The organism is Cupriavidus sp. 05N39 (assembly GCF_056397325.1).
Window position 1 is genome coordinate 1 of the sequence record NZ_JBFTNE010000144.1, and the last position, 14,758, is coordinate 14,758.

Here is a 14,758-nt window from a genome sequence, read left to right on the forward strand (position 1 = left end):
GCCGCATGGGCTCACCGACACGCACAAGGACAGGTTCAACGCCGACCTGTTGGCATTCATCCGTAGTTGAAACGACGCCGAATCTGCCGGACCCCACAATGGCGCCGGCAGACTGACTCTCCATAAGAGGTCCTGGAGCGTCTCCTGAGGGTTGGCCGCTATTCGTAAAAAATCCGACGCATCTCCACTAAGTGGCTGATTTGACAAGAAAATCTATCGTTGGGTCGAGTGGCGGAGCCCGTCTCTGGAGGTCCAGCAGTAGTCCCCGAGCCGATTGATATGCTCGCGCCGGTAAGGGGAAAGCACCTTCAGCACCTCGGCATCAACGGGATGTCCCTTCTCCTGCAGTTCCTTGAACTTGCGCGACATCCACTGGACGTTGTAGAGGAGCGAGGTCGGCACCTATCGTTCGCACACAAACATGCGGCGCGCCTTTCTGCATTGTTCGAGGGCTCTAGGGCTGCGTTTGCTGGCAAGGCTGGCGCCAGATTTTGCATCGAAAGGATGCAATCTGGTGAACTTGATGCTTTATTAATACTTTGATTTATAAGGGTAATTCTTGCCTCACCGCCAGATGTTGCACGGAAAGTACGATTACCCCGTCAACGCCATCTTTCGAAGCCTTCACCCCTATCTTCGAGCGAAAGACCGAGCGATACCCCAGGCTGGCGACGACGGACACAGGCGCCCGGCCTGCCGGAGAACACGCCTACGACCAGCAGTGCATCCTTGCGGAAAAGTTCAGCAAGCTGTGCCGCGATGGCGCAGAGTGCCTGGCGATGGGGGCTTGCAATGACATTGAAGACAAGCTGGGCGCCAGCATGCGATCATTGATGCCCCGGATTTCACGCAAAGCCACGTGCCATGCCGGCGGCAGACAGGAGTGTTCGTCCTGCTGCCAATCCCCAACGCCAGCGAAGGAAGACTCGCGCTCATGACGCAACAAACCACTTTCAGCCTCGAACCCAACCCGAACGCGCTCGACGCGGCCACCCGGGATGCACTGATGCGCGACCCCGCGTTCGGCCGCGTCTTTACCGACCATATGGTGACGATCACCTGGCGTGAAGGACAGGGTTGGCAGGACGCCAAGGTCACCGCACGCAAGCCGTTCTCGATCGATCCGGCGTGCTCGGTGCTCCACTATGGCCAGGAGATCTTCGAGGGCATGAAGGCCTTTCGCGGCGCGGATGGCGCAGTAACGCTGTTCCGCCCGCTCGAGAATGCGCGCCGCTTCCAGGCGTCGGCCAAGCGCATGGCCATGCCGGCGTTGCCCGAATCCCTCTTCCTGGAAGCGATCGAGCAGTTGGTGCGGGTCGACCAGGACTGGGTGCCGCACGGCTCGGGCAGCCTCTACCTGCGTCCCTTCATGTTTGCGAACGAGGTGTTCCTCGGCATCAAGCCCGCCTCCGAATTCATTTTCTGCGTGATCGCCTGCCCTGTGGGCCCGTACTTCAAGGGCGGCGACAAGGCCGTCTCCGTCTGGGTCTCCGAGAACTACACGCGCGCCGCGCCCGGCGGTACCGGCGAGGCAAAGTGCGGCGGCAACTATGCCGGCAGCCTGGTCGCGCAGAGCGAGGCCACTGCGAACGGATGCGACCAGGTGGTCTTCCTGGATGCCGCCGAGCACCGCTGGGTGGAGGAACTCGGTGGCATGAACATCTTCTTCGTGATGGACGACGGCACCCTGGTCACGCCGCCCCTTAGCGGCTCGATTCTTCCAGGCATCACCCGGGCTTCGGTGATCGAACTGGCCAGGGAGATGGGCATGACGGTGGAAGAGCGCCGGTATTCATACCCCGAGTGGGAGGCGGATGCCCAAAGCGGACGCCTGGCCGAGGCCTTTGTTTGCGGAACGGCGGCGACGCTGGTGGCCATTGGCGAAGTGCGGTCTTCGCGGACACGCTTTGCGATCGGGAACGGCACGGCCGGCAACACCGTCAAGGTGCTAAGGGAGCGGCTGGTGGAGATTCAGCGCAACCAGGCCGCTGGCCCTGCCGGGTGGGTCCATCACGTCGGTTTGTAAGGGTGCCTTGCGGGACGCTTATGTTCGGGCTCGCCCGATCTGCCGCTTGGCAAACTGCAGGCCAAACCGGAAACCATCGCGCAGTTCGGATTCGCACCTCGCTGCGCCATGCCGGCCCCGCGCTAGCCGCCGGCCGTCATGCGGACTCCACGCCGTCCTCCACCCCGCATGACACGCTGATCTTCTCGATCAGACCGAGCAGCAGCGGCGCATAGCGCGCCACATCGCGCGGCTTGTCGCTGGGCTTGTGCGGGAAGCTGATATTGAGTCCGTACCATTGGTGGTCCGGCCCGCGGAACGCCGCGCCCACGGCGGTCAGGTGACCCGGCTGGTAGTTGGCGGTGCAATAGCCTTGCGCCTGGGCCTGGGCAATGCCGCGCGACAGTTCCTTGTGCAAGGCCGGCCATTCGTCGCCGGCCTTTTCCGCGATCCGCGCGAGGCAATGGTCACGCACGCCGGCCGGCGCCGCGGCCAGCCATGCCATGCCGATCGAGGTCAGTTCCATTGGAATCCGCGTGCCGGGCGCCACGCGCCGGGTGCGCGATACGCTGTCGCGGCTGTGGCGCACTGCGGCCAGGTAGACCATGGTGGTCTGGTCGGGCACGGCCAGGCCGACATTGACTTTTTCCGCCTCGGCAATCTTGCGCATCAGCGGCAGCGCGATATCGGGCACCGTGGTGGCGTGGTGGAAGGCGTCTGCCAGGCTTACCACCACCGCCGCCAGCCGGTAGGCGCGCTCGGTGGAGTCGTAGCGCAGGAAGCCGCTGTCCACCAGCGAGTGTGTGAGGCGGCTGACGGTGGGGCGCGGCAGTCCGGTGCGCGCAGCCAGCTCCGCATTGGTCAGGCTGGAAGAGCCGACGCGGAACGCGCGCAGCAACATCAGGCCACGTTCGAGCGACTGGCTGCCTTCGGTCTGGCGCGTGAAGCGGCCAGTACTGTGCGTGAGCGCACGGGTCGAAGGCGATTTGGGTCGGGAATCCGGCTGGGAGAGAGTATCGGGCATGTGGTTGTCGGCAGCCCCGCCAGTCCAGCTTCGGTGTGCCGCAATTTAATTTCGAATTCCGAAATTGTAGTGTAGCGCGGCAACGCGCATCGGCGAATACTGGGTGCCTTCTCACCTTCCGGAGCCTTTCGCCATGACCTCGGCATCCACCCCCGAAATTGTCCTGAGACGCGACCAGCATGTAGCGCAAATCGAGATCTCCCGCCCGCCCCATAACTTTGTCGACGCCGATGTCATGCGCCAGCTGGCCGAAGCGCTGCTCCAACTCGACGAGGACGACAGCTGCCGCGCCGTGGTGCTGTCATCCGGCGTGGGCGCCTTCTGTGCCGGGGCCGATTTCAGCGGTGCGGACCAGGGCAGCGTCTCGCGCGATCCATCGGCCTTCTACGCACAGGCCATGAAGCTGTACCGTAACCGCAAGCCCATTGTGGCGGCGGTGGAGGGTGCGGCGATCGGAGCGGGGCTGGGCCTGGCGCTGGTGGCGGATTTCCGCGTCACATGCCGCGAAGCACGCTTCAGCGCCAGCTTCAACCGGCTCGGCTTCCATCCCGGCTTTGGCATGAGCGTGACGCTACCGCGCTTGATCGGCGAGCAGCAGGCCGCACTGCTGTTGTACACGGGCAGGCGTGTCGACGGCGAAGAAGCGATGCGCATCGGTCTGGCCGACGAACTCGTGGCGCAGGCCGAGGTGCTTACCCGCGCACTGGCGCTCGCGCACGACATAGCGGCCTCGGCGCCGCTGGCCGTCGAAAGCACGCGCGAAACGCTGCGCCTGGGCCTGGCCGACCGCATTGTGGAGGCTAACCAGCGTGAGCTTGCCATCCAGCGTGTGCAGTTCGCCACCGCGGATTTTCGCGAAGGCGTGGCGGCAATGGCCGAGCGCCGCGTGCCAGTCTTCCAGCGCCGCTGAGGGGTCCGTATGCAACAGCAGAATTCCGTCTGCGCCGGTCCGCTCGAGGGCATTCGCATACTCGACCTGACGTCGGTGGTGCTGGGCCCGCTGGCCACGCAATCTCTGGCCGACCTGGGCGCGGACGTCATCAAGATCGAAGGACCGGAAGGTGACCTCATGCGCGCCAATGGCGTCTCGCGCAACGCCGGCATGAGTTCAATCTACTTGGCGCTCAACCGCAACAAGCGCTCGGTGGTGCTGGACCTAAAGACGCCCGCGGGCGCGGCGGCGCTGCGCCGCCTGATCGCCGGCGCCGACGTGCTGATCCACAATATGCGAGTGGCCGCCATCGAGCGGCTGGGCTTCGGCTATGTTGCAGTGGCGGCGTTGAACCCGCGCATCGTCTACTGCGTGGCCACCGGCTTCGGCCAGGACGGCCCGCACCGCAACAAACCGGCCTTCGACGACATCATCCAGGCCGCTTGCGGGCTGGTGTCGCTGGGCTCCGCCGCTGGCAACCGGCCCGAGTACGTGCCCAGCCTGATTGCCGACAAGACCACCGGGATGGCGCTGGCCAACGCGGTGATGGCCGCGCTGCTGCACCGCGAGCGCCACGGTAGCGGGCAAGCGGTGGAGGTACCGATGCTGGAAACCATGGCCAGCTTCGTGATGGCCGAGCACCTGGCGGGGTTGACTTTCGAGCCCGCCACCGGCGAAGCCGGCTATGCGCGCCTGCTGGGAGGCGGAAGGCGGCCGGCGCAGACTGCGGACGGATGGATTTGCGTGCTGCCGTACACGGACCGCCACTGGAAAGCCTTTTTCCACGCAGTGGGCCGCGACGACTTGGCCGATAAATACAACATAGCCAGCCGCGCGCAGCGCAACGCCCATATCCGCGCGCTGTACCAGCAGCTCACGGAAATCACGCCGGCCCGCACGACGGCAGAGTGGATGACGCTTTTCGAAACGCTGGATATCCCAGCCACCCCGATCTACACGCCGGACGAATTGCTGGCGCATCCGCACCTGGAAGCGGTCGGGCTGTTCCAGCAGACGGAGCATCCCACCGAGGGCCCGTTACGCGAGATGCGGCCCACGGCGCGCTTCTCCGCCACGCCGCTGTCGCTGCGCCGCCACGCGCCCACGCTAGGCGAGCACACCGATGAGGTATTGCGCGAAGCCGGGCTAGCCCCTGAAGACATAGCCCAGGTAACGGGCGACCTGAATGCCGGCTGACGCGGCACGCGAACCATAAAGGAGGCATTGCATGAACTTCGCACTGGAAGAAGAGCACCAGATGCTCAAGGATCTGGTGGCGCGCTTTGTGCGCGAGCAGTTGATCCCGCTCGAAGCGGGTGTACTGGCCCGCGAGGCAGAGGGCGGCCAGCTCACGCTGCTGCCGCAGGAGCAGGACAAGCTGGACGGACTGTCGCACGAACTGGGCTTGTGGGGCCTGGACGCGCCGGCTGAGATGGGCGGCGCCGACCTGCCGGTGGTGGCCATGGTCGGCGTCAACGAGGAGCTGGGAAAGACCATCACGCCTTACGACCTGCCGCCCGATTCGCCGAATCTGCGCATGCTGCTCAAGACTGCCGACGCCGCTCAGCGTGCGCGCTACCTGGAACCGTACGCGCGCGGCGAAACCGTCTCGGCGATTGCCATTTCCGAGCCAGGTGCCGGCGGCGACCCGGCCATGATGACCACCCGCGCCGAACGCGACGGCGACGACTGGGTGCTCAACGGCCGCAAGATCTGGATCAGCCGGGCCGCTCGCGCCGACTGGACCATCGTGATGGCGGTGACCGACAAGGCGCGCGGCGCGCGCGAGGGCATCTCCGCGTTCCTGGTCGACCGCGGCACGCCCGGCTTCAAGGTGGAACGGCGCATCCCCATGATCGGCGGCGCCTCCACCTACGAGGTGGTGCTGGAGGACTGCCGTGTTGCGCACACGCAGCTTCTCGGTGCAGAAGGACAGGGCTTTGCGCCGATGCAGGCGCGGCTGTCCAGCCGGCGCGTGCAGATGGCGGCCTGGTGCATCGGCCGCGCCCAGCGTGCGCTCGACATGCTGTGCGAGTACGCGCCGCAGCGCCGCACCTTCGGCGCCGCGCTCGCGGACAGGCAGGCCATCCAGTGGTGGGTGGCCGATGCCGCTACCCGCATCCACGCCTGCCGCCTGATGACCTATGAGGCCGCGGCGCGCATCGACGCCGGCGAGGAAGCGCGCACCCAGGTCTCCATGATCAAGGTGTTCGCCACGGAGATGGCCTGGGACGTGATCGACCACGCCATGCAGGCCTTCGGGGCGATGGGCATGACCAAGGAAATGCCGCTGCAGCAGATGGCCAATGAGACGCGGCTRATGCGCATCTACGAAGGGCCGTCCGAAGTACACCGATGGGTCATCGCGCGAGATCTGCTCGGCCTCAAACGTTAGTCCGTCGCAAAGACCACTCACCTCACGGAATCACCGAACCACTGACGCACCCGCACTGGCGGAACCCACTGCCGGGCGGAAGACCAAGGAGACAATATGACCCGAACCGTGAACTGTTCCCGGCGTAGCTTCGCTATCCTGACCGGCACCGCTGTCGCAGCGAGCCTGGCGGGCGTACCGTTCGCCGCGTTGGCGCAGCCGCAGGCATTTCCCAACCGGCCGATCCGCTTTATCGTGCCGTTTCCGTCCGGCAGCGGTACCGACATGACCGCCCGCATGTTCGCCAAGAAGATCGGCGAGCTGACGGGGCAGGGCGTCGTGGTGGAGAACAAGCCGGGCGGCAACGGCTTTATTGGTGTGCAGACGGTGCTCAGCGCGCCGGCGGACGGATACACGGTGTTTATCGGCAGCAACTCCACGCTATCCACCAACGCCGCTACCTTCCGCAAGCTGCCTTACGATCCGCTGACCGATTTCCAGCCCATCACGCTGCTGTCGCGGGGGCCATGCCTGATCATCGTGCCCGCCAGTTCTCCTTACCACACGCTCAACGCGCTGGTGGAAGATGCGCGCAAGCGCCCCGGTGCACTTAACTACGGTACTGGCTCGGTGTCATACACGCTGTACAGCGAATGGTTGAATGAGCAAAGCCGCATGAAGACCACGGGCGTCCCCTACAAGGGCGCGGGCGACGCGATCAACGGCGTGATGGCCGCCAACGTGGACTTCGCCGTGGTGGACGCCAGCGGCGCGATCGAACTGGTCAAGGGCGGCAAGGTGCGCGCACTGGCCTACACCGCGCCCCAACGCTCACCACTGCTGCCTGGGGTGCCGAGCGCGCCCGAAGCCGGCGTGCCGGATTTCCTGGCCTATAACTGGGTGGCGGCGGCGGTGTCCGCCAAGACCCCTGCACCCATCGCACAACGCCTTGGCGAACTGTTCGCCAAGGCCGGTGCTGCCGACGATGTCAAAGAGTATTACCAGCGCCAGTCCACCTCGCTGATACTGTCCACGCCGGCAGAACTGCGCGACTACCAGAAGGACGAGATAGCGCGCTGGAAGCGGCTGGCGGCAATCGCGAAGATCGAGCTGCTGTAAAACTGGAACACGCGCGCGAGCAACGCGCGCCGATGCCCTATGCGCGGGGCCAGGGCCGAGGCAGGAGAAATCCCGGCCGAGTGCGCTCAACGAAAGGCTGGCCGGCGTGGCCGCGCGGGGCGACTCCATCCATGACGCCGGCGTGCAGTTAGGCAAGCTGCTGCCGGATCGGGCCGAAGCTCGAAGCAACGCCTGGGTGCGCTTGCGATCGCGAGACCCTCGCATCCGACGCTCGAGTTCACGTGTGGGCTGGTGGCTGTTCTCGGCCCGATTGTTCAAGCGAGCAGCGGTTTTGACGAACACGTGTTTGACATTGGCTAGTTCCGGGATGTCGGCCTTCGTGGCCGGGTAACTGCGCAATTGGTCAGTGACGATTTTCGCGGCACGCGGCAGGAGCGAAGCACTCGGATGAAGAAGCGTTTGGCTTCGGTCTTGTCGCGCCGGTTCTTTATTCAGACTGCGCTCATGACGGGCTTGCACTCCAATGGCAAGACCGGTGTCAAAACGAAGCCTGACGCCGTGCACTAGCATCATGCAGACAAGCTTGCGCGCAGAGTACGTCGGACACCGCGTGTCGGGGAGGGAAGGTGGCTCCCTTCCATTTTGCTCGCGTACGTCGTCTTCCAGGTTGACGGACGTATGTGTCTTGACGGTGGCTCAACGGACAGGGGCGCGTTGTTGTCATGAAAAGCTTAGTTCGAGGCATCCAAAGTAAAGCGGGAAGTGGCGCGAGGCCGGATGATTCACTCGTAGTCGCTGACACTTGGACATCAACCGCTTTAAGGAGACTTGCATGCACTCCATCGACGACTCTTTGCGACCTGAAGATCACAGCCACTGATCATTCAGACCGCGACCTACGGACCGCAATGGCTGCCCGGAGATCCGGACGATGTGCCGGTGACGATGGCCGCTCAGGTGCAAAGGGCAGCGGACTGCTACAACGCGGGCGCCATCGTTTTGCACATGCAGGTGCGCGAAGCCGACGGCAAGGGCTCCAGGCGCGTGTTCATGTTCAACGAATGCTGGATCGCCTGCGCACCGCCGTGCCGAAGACGGCGCTGCAAATGGGGTTCTAAAGCTCTCTCATCTAGTTCGACATTCTCAATATTCACATTTCAACCTGGATATCCATCATCATGAACTTCCTTGACGGCCACCTGTATCCCGAGAACCAGCAGCCTCTGATCATCACAGCCGCTCCCTATGCGCCGGGCTGGATTCCCTCAGACTTCCCGGAAGATATCCCTGTCACCATGGAGGAGCAGATCCAGAAGGCGGTGGATTGCTATGAAGCCGGTGCCACCGTGCTGCATCTGCATGTGCGCGAACCCGATGGCAAGGGCAGCAAGCGCCTGTCCATGTTCAATGAGCTGATCGCCGGGGTGCGCAAGGCCGTACCCGAGATGGTCATCCAGGTGGGTGGCTCGATCAGCTTTGCACCCGAGGACGATGGCTCTGCGGCCAAATGGCTCTCCGACGACACGCGGCATATGCTGGCCGAACTCGATCCGAAGCCCGACCAGGTGACGGTGACCGTCAACACTACGCAGATGAATGTGACTGAGCATGCTGGTCTGGATGACTTCAAGGGGGTTTCGCGGGGATTCCCGCACCTCTATGCAACCTACAAGGACATGATCGTGCCCTCGAACCCCAGTTGGGTCGAGGAGCACATCCGACGCCTGACAGCCGCCGGAATCCAAAGTGAGTTTCAGTGCTACAACATCAACAGCTTTGAAACGATTGAGCGGATGATTCGCCGCGGCGTCTACAAGGGGCCACTGGTGATGAACTGGGTGGCTATCAGCGGCGGCATGGATCAAGCGAACATTTACAACCTGGCCAACTTTCTGCGTGCTGCGCCCGACGGAGCAGTGATCACGGTGGAAAGTTCGGTGCTAAATGTGCTGCCCGTGAATATGATCGGCATGGCTTTGGGCCTGCATGTGCGGTGCGGCATCGAGGATGTACTCTGGAACCAGACCCGCACGGGAAAGAGCACCTCCGTCGAGCAAATCAAGCAATTGGTGCGTATCGCCGGCGAATTTGGTCGCCCCATAGCGACAGCGAAACAGGCACGAGAGATCATGCAGATTGGGGTCTTCTACGACACGGCGGAAGAGACGCTTCAGGCCAATGGCTTCGCGCCCAATCGTAACGGTGGCAACCAGGGATTCCTGCGCAAGCCGACCTAAAGCCTTTGGGGGGAATTGACATCGTATGCTCTCTGTGCTGCCTCGGCGGCATGTTTTTGAGGCTGGCGCAATCGATGTCAGGGGGGGGCGTGACAGCGTCACGCACCGAACACAATAGTGAATTGCGGCTAATGATGTACTTACGGTCACGCACAACCAGACTGAATCAGGGCTCATGACCGGGGTCGACTGGGACCTGAAGAGGCCAATTCCGGCAATCTTCATGCGTCGATTGCGGCCGTCGGGAAACGACGGTCAGTCTGTTCTCGCGACCGAGCTGCGTGCCTACTGCAAGGATTGCTCGAGGGTTTAAATGCCTGCGCAAGATGGTGAGAGCTACTACCGGCCAAGGCGTAGCCCGCCCAAATTGACGGTCTGGTCTTGAAGCCCTCCCATTGCCGGCTGCACGTTACACAAAGGTTTTGGTAAGCGGGCCTTGTGTGCCTAGAATCCCTTTGAGCATTGGCTTGCGGGCGATTTTCATTTTCCCAGGTTTTTTTCAGGAGAATGCAATGCGAAACCACAAATGCTGGAGGAGAGGGAAATGATCATGCGTAAATTGCCTGCAGTTGGTTTAACAGTTGTGATGGCGCTCGTCTTTACGGGTGCGAGCGCCCAGCAGACACAAGAATCGAAAGCCCAACAAGGAGCAGAATCAACCCAGATTCCAAATGCGCCGCCGACCACAGCGGAAGCCAAGGCCATTATTGCCGAGCGTTTCAAGGCGGCCGACGTCAACCATGACGGCAAGCTAAGCCGGGAAGAAGCCAAGGCGGGTATGCCGGAGGTTTACAAGCGCTTTGACCAGATCGATGCCAGGAAGCGGGGTTACATAACAGAGCGTCAGATCGGTGCTTATTGGGAGGCAAAGACCAAGGAACAGATGCAGAAGGAAAATCCCATTTGGAACTGAGCCCCCTCTGCCTTAACGCCCGAAGTCGCCCAGGATTCGGAATGGCGCGTCCTACACTTCAATCTTCGAGCGGGTTCGGGCGTTCAGTGCGTTGAATCGTAGTGACGCATGTTGGCCGTCCCGGCGGGGCGAATTACCAGACCGATGCTCGGGTTTGAAGCCTTTCGCGGCGCGAGCATCCTCCCGGGCAGCATTGAAATCACGCATATGGTTGCCAAGGGGCAAACGCAGTGCATCGATGGGATGCTGCGCCCGCAGCGCAGCAATTTTATTCCCTGGCAGCATCAACTGCGCGATTCGGTTCCTGGCTGCCTCGCGCTCTGATCGCGACAGAACCCCGCACCGCTCATTTGTCGATGACCCGGCGCGCAAACCGCTCCAGATAATCCAGCAGCGCATGGGCCCCCGCCAGGGCGTGGGCCAAGAGCAGAGCTTCGCACGGCATTGCCAGGTGCTGTCTTTATGCTTTAGTCGTAGCCTGCCTAGCGTTTTGTGCGCTTTTTGAAACAAATGGAAGGTAAATGGCATTGCCGGGTGGCCGAAGCAACGGTTGCGACCAGTGGCAGGCGGCATGGTTGAAGAGCCGCCACCTTGTACAAAACAAGGCGCTGCGCGAGCGGCTGGCATCGGCGCTGATCTGGACTACATTGATTCCATCGTGATTTGACGAGGTCACTGCCATGTCCAGACAACTTGCCGTGATGATGGCGCTGCTGGCCGCCAGCGGCCTGGCGCAGGGCGTCACCAAATGCCGGAGTGGAGGCGAAGTCCTCTACACGTCGGCGTCCTGCCCGGCCGGCTACATGAATGTCACCGGCACCATGCAGGGCCACCTGCTCACGGTGCCCAACGCTACGAAAACCCTTCGGGAAAATCAGGCCTACTTGAGTATCCGCGCGCAGACAGCGGAGCAGGTCAGGGCGCAACGGGCGCGGGACGAGGAATGGAACTTGCGGACCCAGAACCTCTTTCTGAACCAGTGCCTGATTCTCGACTACCGGGTGCGCGCGACTGAACGCGCAATGAACGAGACTGAGTACTGGAGCCGCGCCGATCGCTACCGCAAGGGTGTCGACGCGCTGCGTGCCCAGCAGTACTACCTGGGCTGCTTTGGCTGACTGCCGAAGTCAGCAACGAGTTTACGGCATCCGCAATGTCCTTGAAATGTCGCGGGAATCTGCTAGTAGTGGACTTTAGAGGCCGCACTGGAAGGGAAAGGAGGGCGTCATGGTGAGTCGCGTCGAAGCGGTTCTGGACAAGTATGGCCTCCAGGCTGGCGCCATGGAGCAAGCGATTTACCTCAAGGTTTCCGTAACTGACGTGCGGGGACTGGGTGTGTCGGGCCTTGGGATCAAAAGCTTTCGGGCGGTCGACCTCGGAGCGTTCCGGAACGTTGAGCACACCGAAATCACCGGTACGGGCCAATTCGATATTGTCCAGGTCGATCAAGTCTCTGCACCGCCGGGAGCCGATGCCTTTTCGGTCGAGGCCTGTAAAGGCTATTACATCCTTCGTGTTGCGAAACCCGCGAACGGTTGGCGTCCACACATGACGCTCGGGCTTACGGTCCAGGTACTCAGGGACCTACGGCTAACGCCTGGCTTCGGAGGGCCGACAGATGGCACGCATGGTGCGGCCACCTACGACTACTGCCACACGCTGGTGCAAATCGATTTCCTGTAGTGCTATGGCGGCGACGGCGCGGGGCTAGCACAAGAATTCGGGTCATCGATTGTGGATACAGACCCCGATCTGTTTTGTCGTTGCCGCTTGACTGAAGGTGAGGGTGAGCGGCGGCGGCAGAATCCTGACGTTTACTCCTTCGCTAAGCTCCGATGCGGCACCAACAAAGCATCGATGAAGGGGGCCTTCTGCGCAAGATACTCACCGATGCCTCCACGGTTATTTGATTCGAGCTGAAATTTCAAATCCTGATACTGCTGTCGTATACCGGGATCGCTCCTAAGAAGATCGCCAAAACGGAGCATTCGCTCAATCTGCCAGTGGCCACTGACACATACATGCACCTTGTGGGTTCGCACCCCATCAACATCGCGACGATAGAAGTGGTGCCCTGATGAAAGATCACTTCCCCGAACGTAACCCAGTACATACATGAAACTGTCTCGCGCTGCCTCGTCCCGATGCTCTGACACCTCAACCAAGAGGTCGATTTCTGGCTTGGCTGCAAGTCCGGGAACAGCCGTGCTCCCGACGTGATAGATATCGACAAATTCAACACCAAAGACTTTCGCTACGCGCTCTTTCTCGCTGGCGAAAAGGGCAGGCCATCTGCTGTCATAGTGGGAAATTTTACTGGTAAGCGCCATTTTGCCTCATTCTTCCAGAAAAACTGGAATTGTCCGTTCCGTTGAGTGGCCGTGGCTGCTTCTGCAACCGCTGCTGGAAGCGGACATTCTGATTTGGCCTCTACACAGGTTTTGTCTAGGCTGTTTTTAGATGTCAGTCGGCTGGCTAAACTGAAATGTCAGTGCGGTCGTGCTTTTTGTGGTTTAGCCGTAACGCGGTCAAGCTGGCCGGAAGGGGAGAAGCCAGCACAGGGTGGGGCGGTGGTGCCGGCGATGGCGCGCTCCAGATCCAGCCGATTGATCAGCCGCTGGCGCTTGGTGTGSAGCGCAGGCTGGTGTGGCCGCGGGGGCTCGCCCGACAGCGTGCGCGAAGGCCCTGCGGTTTGCCGGCTGTCACGCAACGCCTGGACCTTGGCCGCAATGGCCAGCACATGCCCCAGCCGCTTGTGCTCCACGATCGCGCCCTGGTCGATCTCGGCCAGCCGGTCATAGGTGGTGTAGGGCAGAGCGATGCCATCGGCCCACAGTTCGATCCGCCCGTCCGGATATTCCGCCACCTCGAGATAGCGGTGGATTAGCCGTCTGAGCTCGGGCCGATCCTCCAGCAGGTACATCACCTTGTCGTACTGCAGCGTCAGGCTCTGCGACACCTTGCGCCATTCGCGCCAGGTGAAGATCCGCGTCAAATCCTCGTCAACGCGCAGCGGCCGGTGGGCATCGAAGTCGCTGCGCGGCGGCTTGCCAAAGCGGGCATTGAAGTCGGCGATAAAGGCCGGCGCAAAGGCATTGGCGATTGGCATGGTGCTAATGCCGCGCAGCCGCAGCTCCTTGACCAGCCGGTCCTGCAGCGTGCCGTTCATCCGCTCCACACGGCCTTTGGCGGGGCTGGTGTTGGCGCACAGGATGTCGATGTTCAGCTCGTACAGGGCCCGCCCAAACTGCGTGTAGCCGCGCCCTTCGGCTGCTTCCTGGCGATTGACCCGGAAGATGCTCGCCTTGTCGCTGTAGAACGCCATCGGCTTGCCATGGTGCTCGACATAGGCCCGCGTTGCCTCGAAGTACGCCTGCGTCGATTCGGTCGGCACGAACAGCAGCTGCATCAGCCGGCTGGTGGCATCGTCGACATAGACCAGCAGCGTGCAGGCCGGCGCCCGCTCCTCGAACCACGCATGGTCGCTGCCATCGATCTGCACCAGCTCGCCCAGACAGGCGCGGCGCCTGCGCGGCTGGTGGACCTTGGGCGGGCGCAGCTTCCTCGGCACCCAGAAGCCAGCGTCGATCATGATCCGGCGCACGGTCTCCTTGGCCAGCGTGATGCCATGGCGCTCGCGCAGCTTCTCGCAGGCCAGGGTCGGGCCGAAGTCGGCATAGGTGTCGCGGATCAGCCTGCGGACGCGCGATTCGAGCCCGGGCGGCAATTGATTGTTGCCCGGCAACCCTTGATGGCTATTTAGCAAACCAGGCGCACCGACGGTCTGATAGTGCCGCAGCAGACGCAGCGTCTGGCGTGCCGTGAGTCCCAGCCTCGCTGCCGCGATACCGGTCTTGAGAAAGCCGTCCGCCAGCGCCTGAATGATCTTCAATCGATCGATTTGCCGCATGGTCAGGGGGATGGTGTCCGGTGCCATGGCAGCCTCCAGTAGACTGGAAACCGCTCAGGTTACGCTTGGCAAACTCGGACATTTGAACTTGGCTATAAACGGACATTACAACTTAGCCCTGACATCGTTTGGTAACATTCTTGGCACCTATGGCCTAGTGTTGCGTTGGTTTTGGTTTTCAGGTTTTGTTGTATTTCAGCCGGAAGACGGACGGATTTTCCACAGGGCCCCACTTTTTTGGCTAGCACGTGTTGCGTGCCCGTGGCACCCGTCTTCGTTGCGTT

The 14,758-nt window shown here is 62.1% G+C and carries 15 protein-coding genes and 2 pseudogenes; 12 read left to right on the forward strand and 5 right to left on the reverse strand.

The features are described 5' to 3' along the window. Positions 1-187: 187 nt before the first annotated feature. Positions 188-390: pseudogene (locus AC1DN0_RS37370) on the reverse strand (Tn3 family transposase); the annotation flags it as partial. Positions 391-934: 544 nt separating this feature from the next. Here AC1DN0_RS37370 and AC1DN0_RS37375 point away from each other — a divergent pair. Further along, on the forward strand, positions 935-2,026 hold the full coding sequence (locus AC1DN0_RS37375) for a branched-chain amino acid aminotransferase (protein WP_441635293.1): 1,092 nt from the start codon (positions 935-937) through the stop codon (positions 2,024-2,026). A 136-nt stretch (positions 2,027-2,162) separates the two neighbouring features. On the opposite strand, the gene AC1DN0_RS37380 is transcribed toward AC1DN0_RS37375, so the two are convergent. After that, a complete protein-coding gene (locus AC1DN0_RS37380; protein WP_441635295.1) occupies positions 2,163-3,029 on the reverse strand; it encodes an IclR family transcriptional regulator in 867 nt (288 codons plus the stop codon). A gap of 133 nt (positions 3,030-3,162) precedes the next feature. Here AC1DN0_RS37380 and AC1DN0_RS37385 point away from each other — a divergent pair, with 133 nt between their 5' ends. From AC1DN0_RS37385 to AC1DN0_RS37400, 4 genes are all read left to right on the forward strand, one after another. Beyond that, complete coding sequence (locus AC1DN0_RS37385; RefSeq protein WP_441635297.1) at positions 3,163-3,939, forward strand: enoyl-CoA hydratase/isomerase family protein; 777 nt, start codon at positions 3,163-3,165, stop codon at positions 3,937-3,939. A gap of 9 nt (positions 3,940-3,948) precedes the next feature. Beyond that, a complete protein-coding gene (locus tag AC1DN0_RS37390) occupies positions 3,949-5,157 on the forward strand; it encodes a CaiB/BaiF CoA transferase family protein (protein ID WP_441635299.1) in 1,209 nt (402 codons plus the stop codon). 31 nt (positions 5,158-5,188) lie between these two features. Beyond that, on the forward strand, positions 5,189-6,355 hold the full coding sequence (locus AC1DN0_RS37395; RefSeq protein WP_441635301.1) for an acyl-CoA dehydrogenase family protein: 1,167 nt from the start codon (positions 5,189-5,191) through the stop codon (positions 6,353-6,355). 96 nt (positions 6,356-6,451) lie between these two features. After that, on the forward strand, positions 6,452-7,453 hold the full coding sequence (locus AC1DN0_RS37400) for a Bug family tripartite tricarboxylate transporter substrate binding protein (RefSeq protein ID WP_441635303.1): 1,002 nt from the start codon (positions 6,452-6,454) through the stop codon (positions 7,451-7,453). A 151-nt stretch (positions 7,454-7,604) separates the two neighbouring features. Here the strand turns inward: AC1DN0_RS37400 and AC1DN0_RS37405 are convergent. Beyond that, positions 7,605-7,905 (reverse strand): annotated as a pseudogene (locus AC1DN0_RS37405) (DDE-type integrase/transposase/recombinase); the annotation flags it as partial. A gap of 442 nt (positions 7,906-8,347) precedes the next feature. Between AC1DN0_RS37405 and AC1DN0_RS37410 the strand changes: the two are divergent. The 7 genes from AC1DN0_RS37410 (at position 8,348) to AC1DN0_RS37440 (ending at position 12,247) form a co-directional block, all read left to right on the forward strand. Further along, positions 8,348-8,596, forward strand: coding sequence for a 3-keto-5-aminohexanoate cleavage protein (locus AC1DN0_RS37410; RefSeq protein ID WP_441635305.1), 249 nt, complete (start codon positions 8,348-8,350; stop codon positions 8,594-8,596). Continuing rightward, positions 8,593-9,651, forward strand: coding sequence for a beta-keto acid cleavage family enzyme (locus AC1DN0_RS37415; protein ID WP_045242863.1), 1,059 nt, complete (start codon positions 8,593-8,595; stop codon positions 9,649-9,651). Before AC1DN0_RS37410 ends, AC1DN0_RS37415 begins: the two co-directional genes overlap by 4 nt. A 544-nt stretch (positions 9,652-10,195) precedes the next feature. Further along, the gene (locus tag AC1DN0_RS37420; RefSeq protein ID WP_441635308.1) at positions 10,196-10,564 is read left to right on the forward strand and encodes a CREC-EF hand family protein; all 369 of its coding nucleotides are present in this window, start codon (positions 10,196-10,198) and stop codon (positions 10,562-10,564) included. A gap of 144 nt (positions 10,565-10,708) precedes the next feature. Then, a complete protein-coding gene (locus AC1DN0_RS37425; RefSeq protein ID WP_441635310.1) occupies positions 10,709-10,888 on the forward strand; it encodes a hypothetical protein in 180 nt (59 codons plus the stop codon). A gap of 197 nt (positions 10,889-11,085) precedes the next feature. Next, complete coding sequence (locus tag AC1DN0_RS37430) at positions 11,086-11,226, forward strand: hypothetical protein (RefSeq protein ID WP_441635312.1); 141 nt, start codon at positions 11,086-11,088, stop codon at positions 11,224-11,226. Between the two features lie 18 nt (positions 11,227-11,244). Then, on the forward strand, positions 11,245-11,682 hold the full coding sequence (locus AC1DN0_RS37435; protein ID WP_441635314.1) for a hypothetical protein: 438 nt from the start codon (positions 11,245-11,247) through the stop codon (positions 11,680-11,682). Positions 11,683-11,791: 109 nt separating this feature from the next. Next, the gene (locus tag AC1DN0_RS37440) at positions 11,792-12,247 is read left to right on the forward strand and encodes a hypothetical protein (protein ID WP_045242856.1); all 456 of its coding nucleotides are present in this window, start codon (positions 11,792-11,794) and stop codon (positions 12,245-12,247) included. Between the two features lie 131 nt (positions 12,248-12,378). On the opposite strand, the gene AC1DN0_RS37445 is transcribed toward AC1DN0_RS37440, so the two are convergent. Continuing rightward, positions 12,379-12,894, reverse strand: coding sequence for a GrpB family protein (locus tag AC1DN0_RS37445; protein WP_441635316.1), 516 nt, complete (start codon positions 12,892-12,894; stop codon positions 12,379-12,381). 158 nt (positions 12,895-13,052) lie between these two features. Continuing rightward, positions 13,053-14,501: an ISNCY family transposase gene (locus AC1DN0_RS37450; RefSeq protein ID WP_441635318.1), complete on the reverse strand. Its 1,449-nt coding sequence runs from the start codon at positions 14,499-14,501 to the stop codon at positions 13,053-13,055. Positions 14,502-14,758 lie beyond the last annotated feature (257 nt).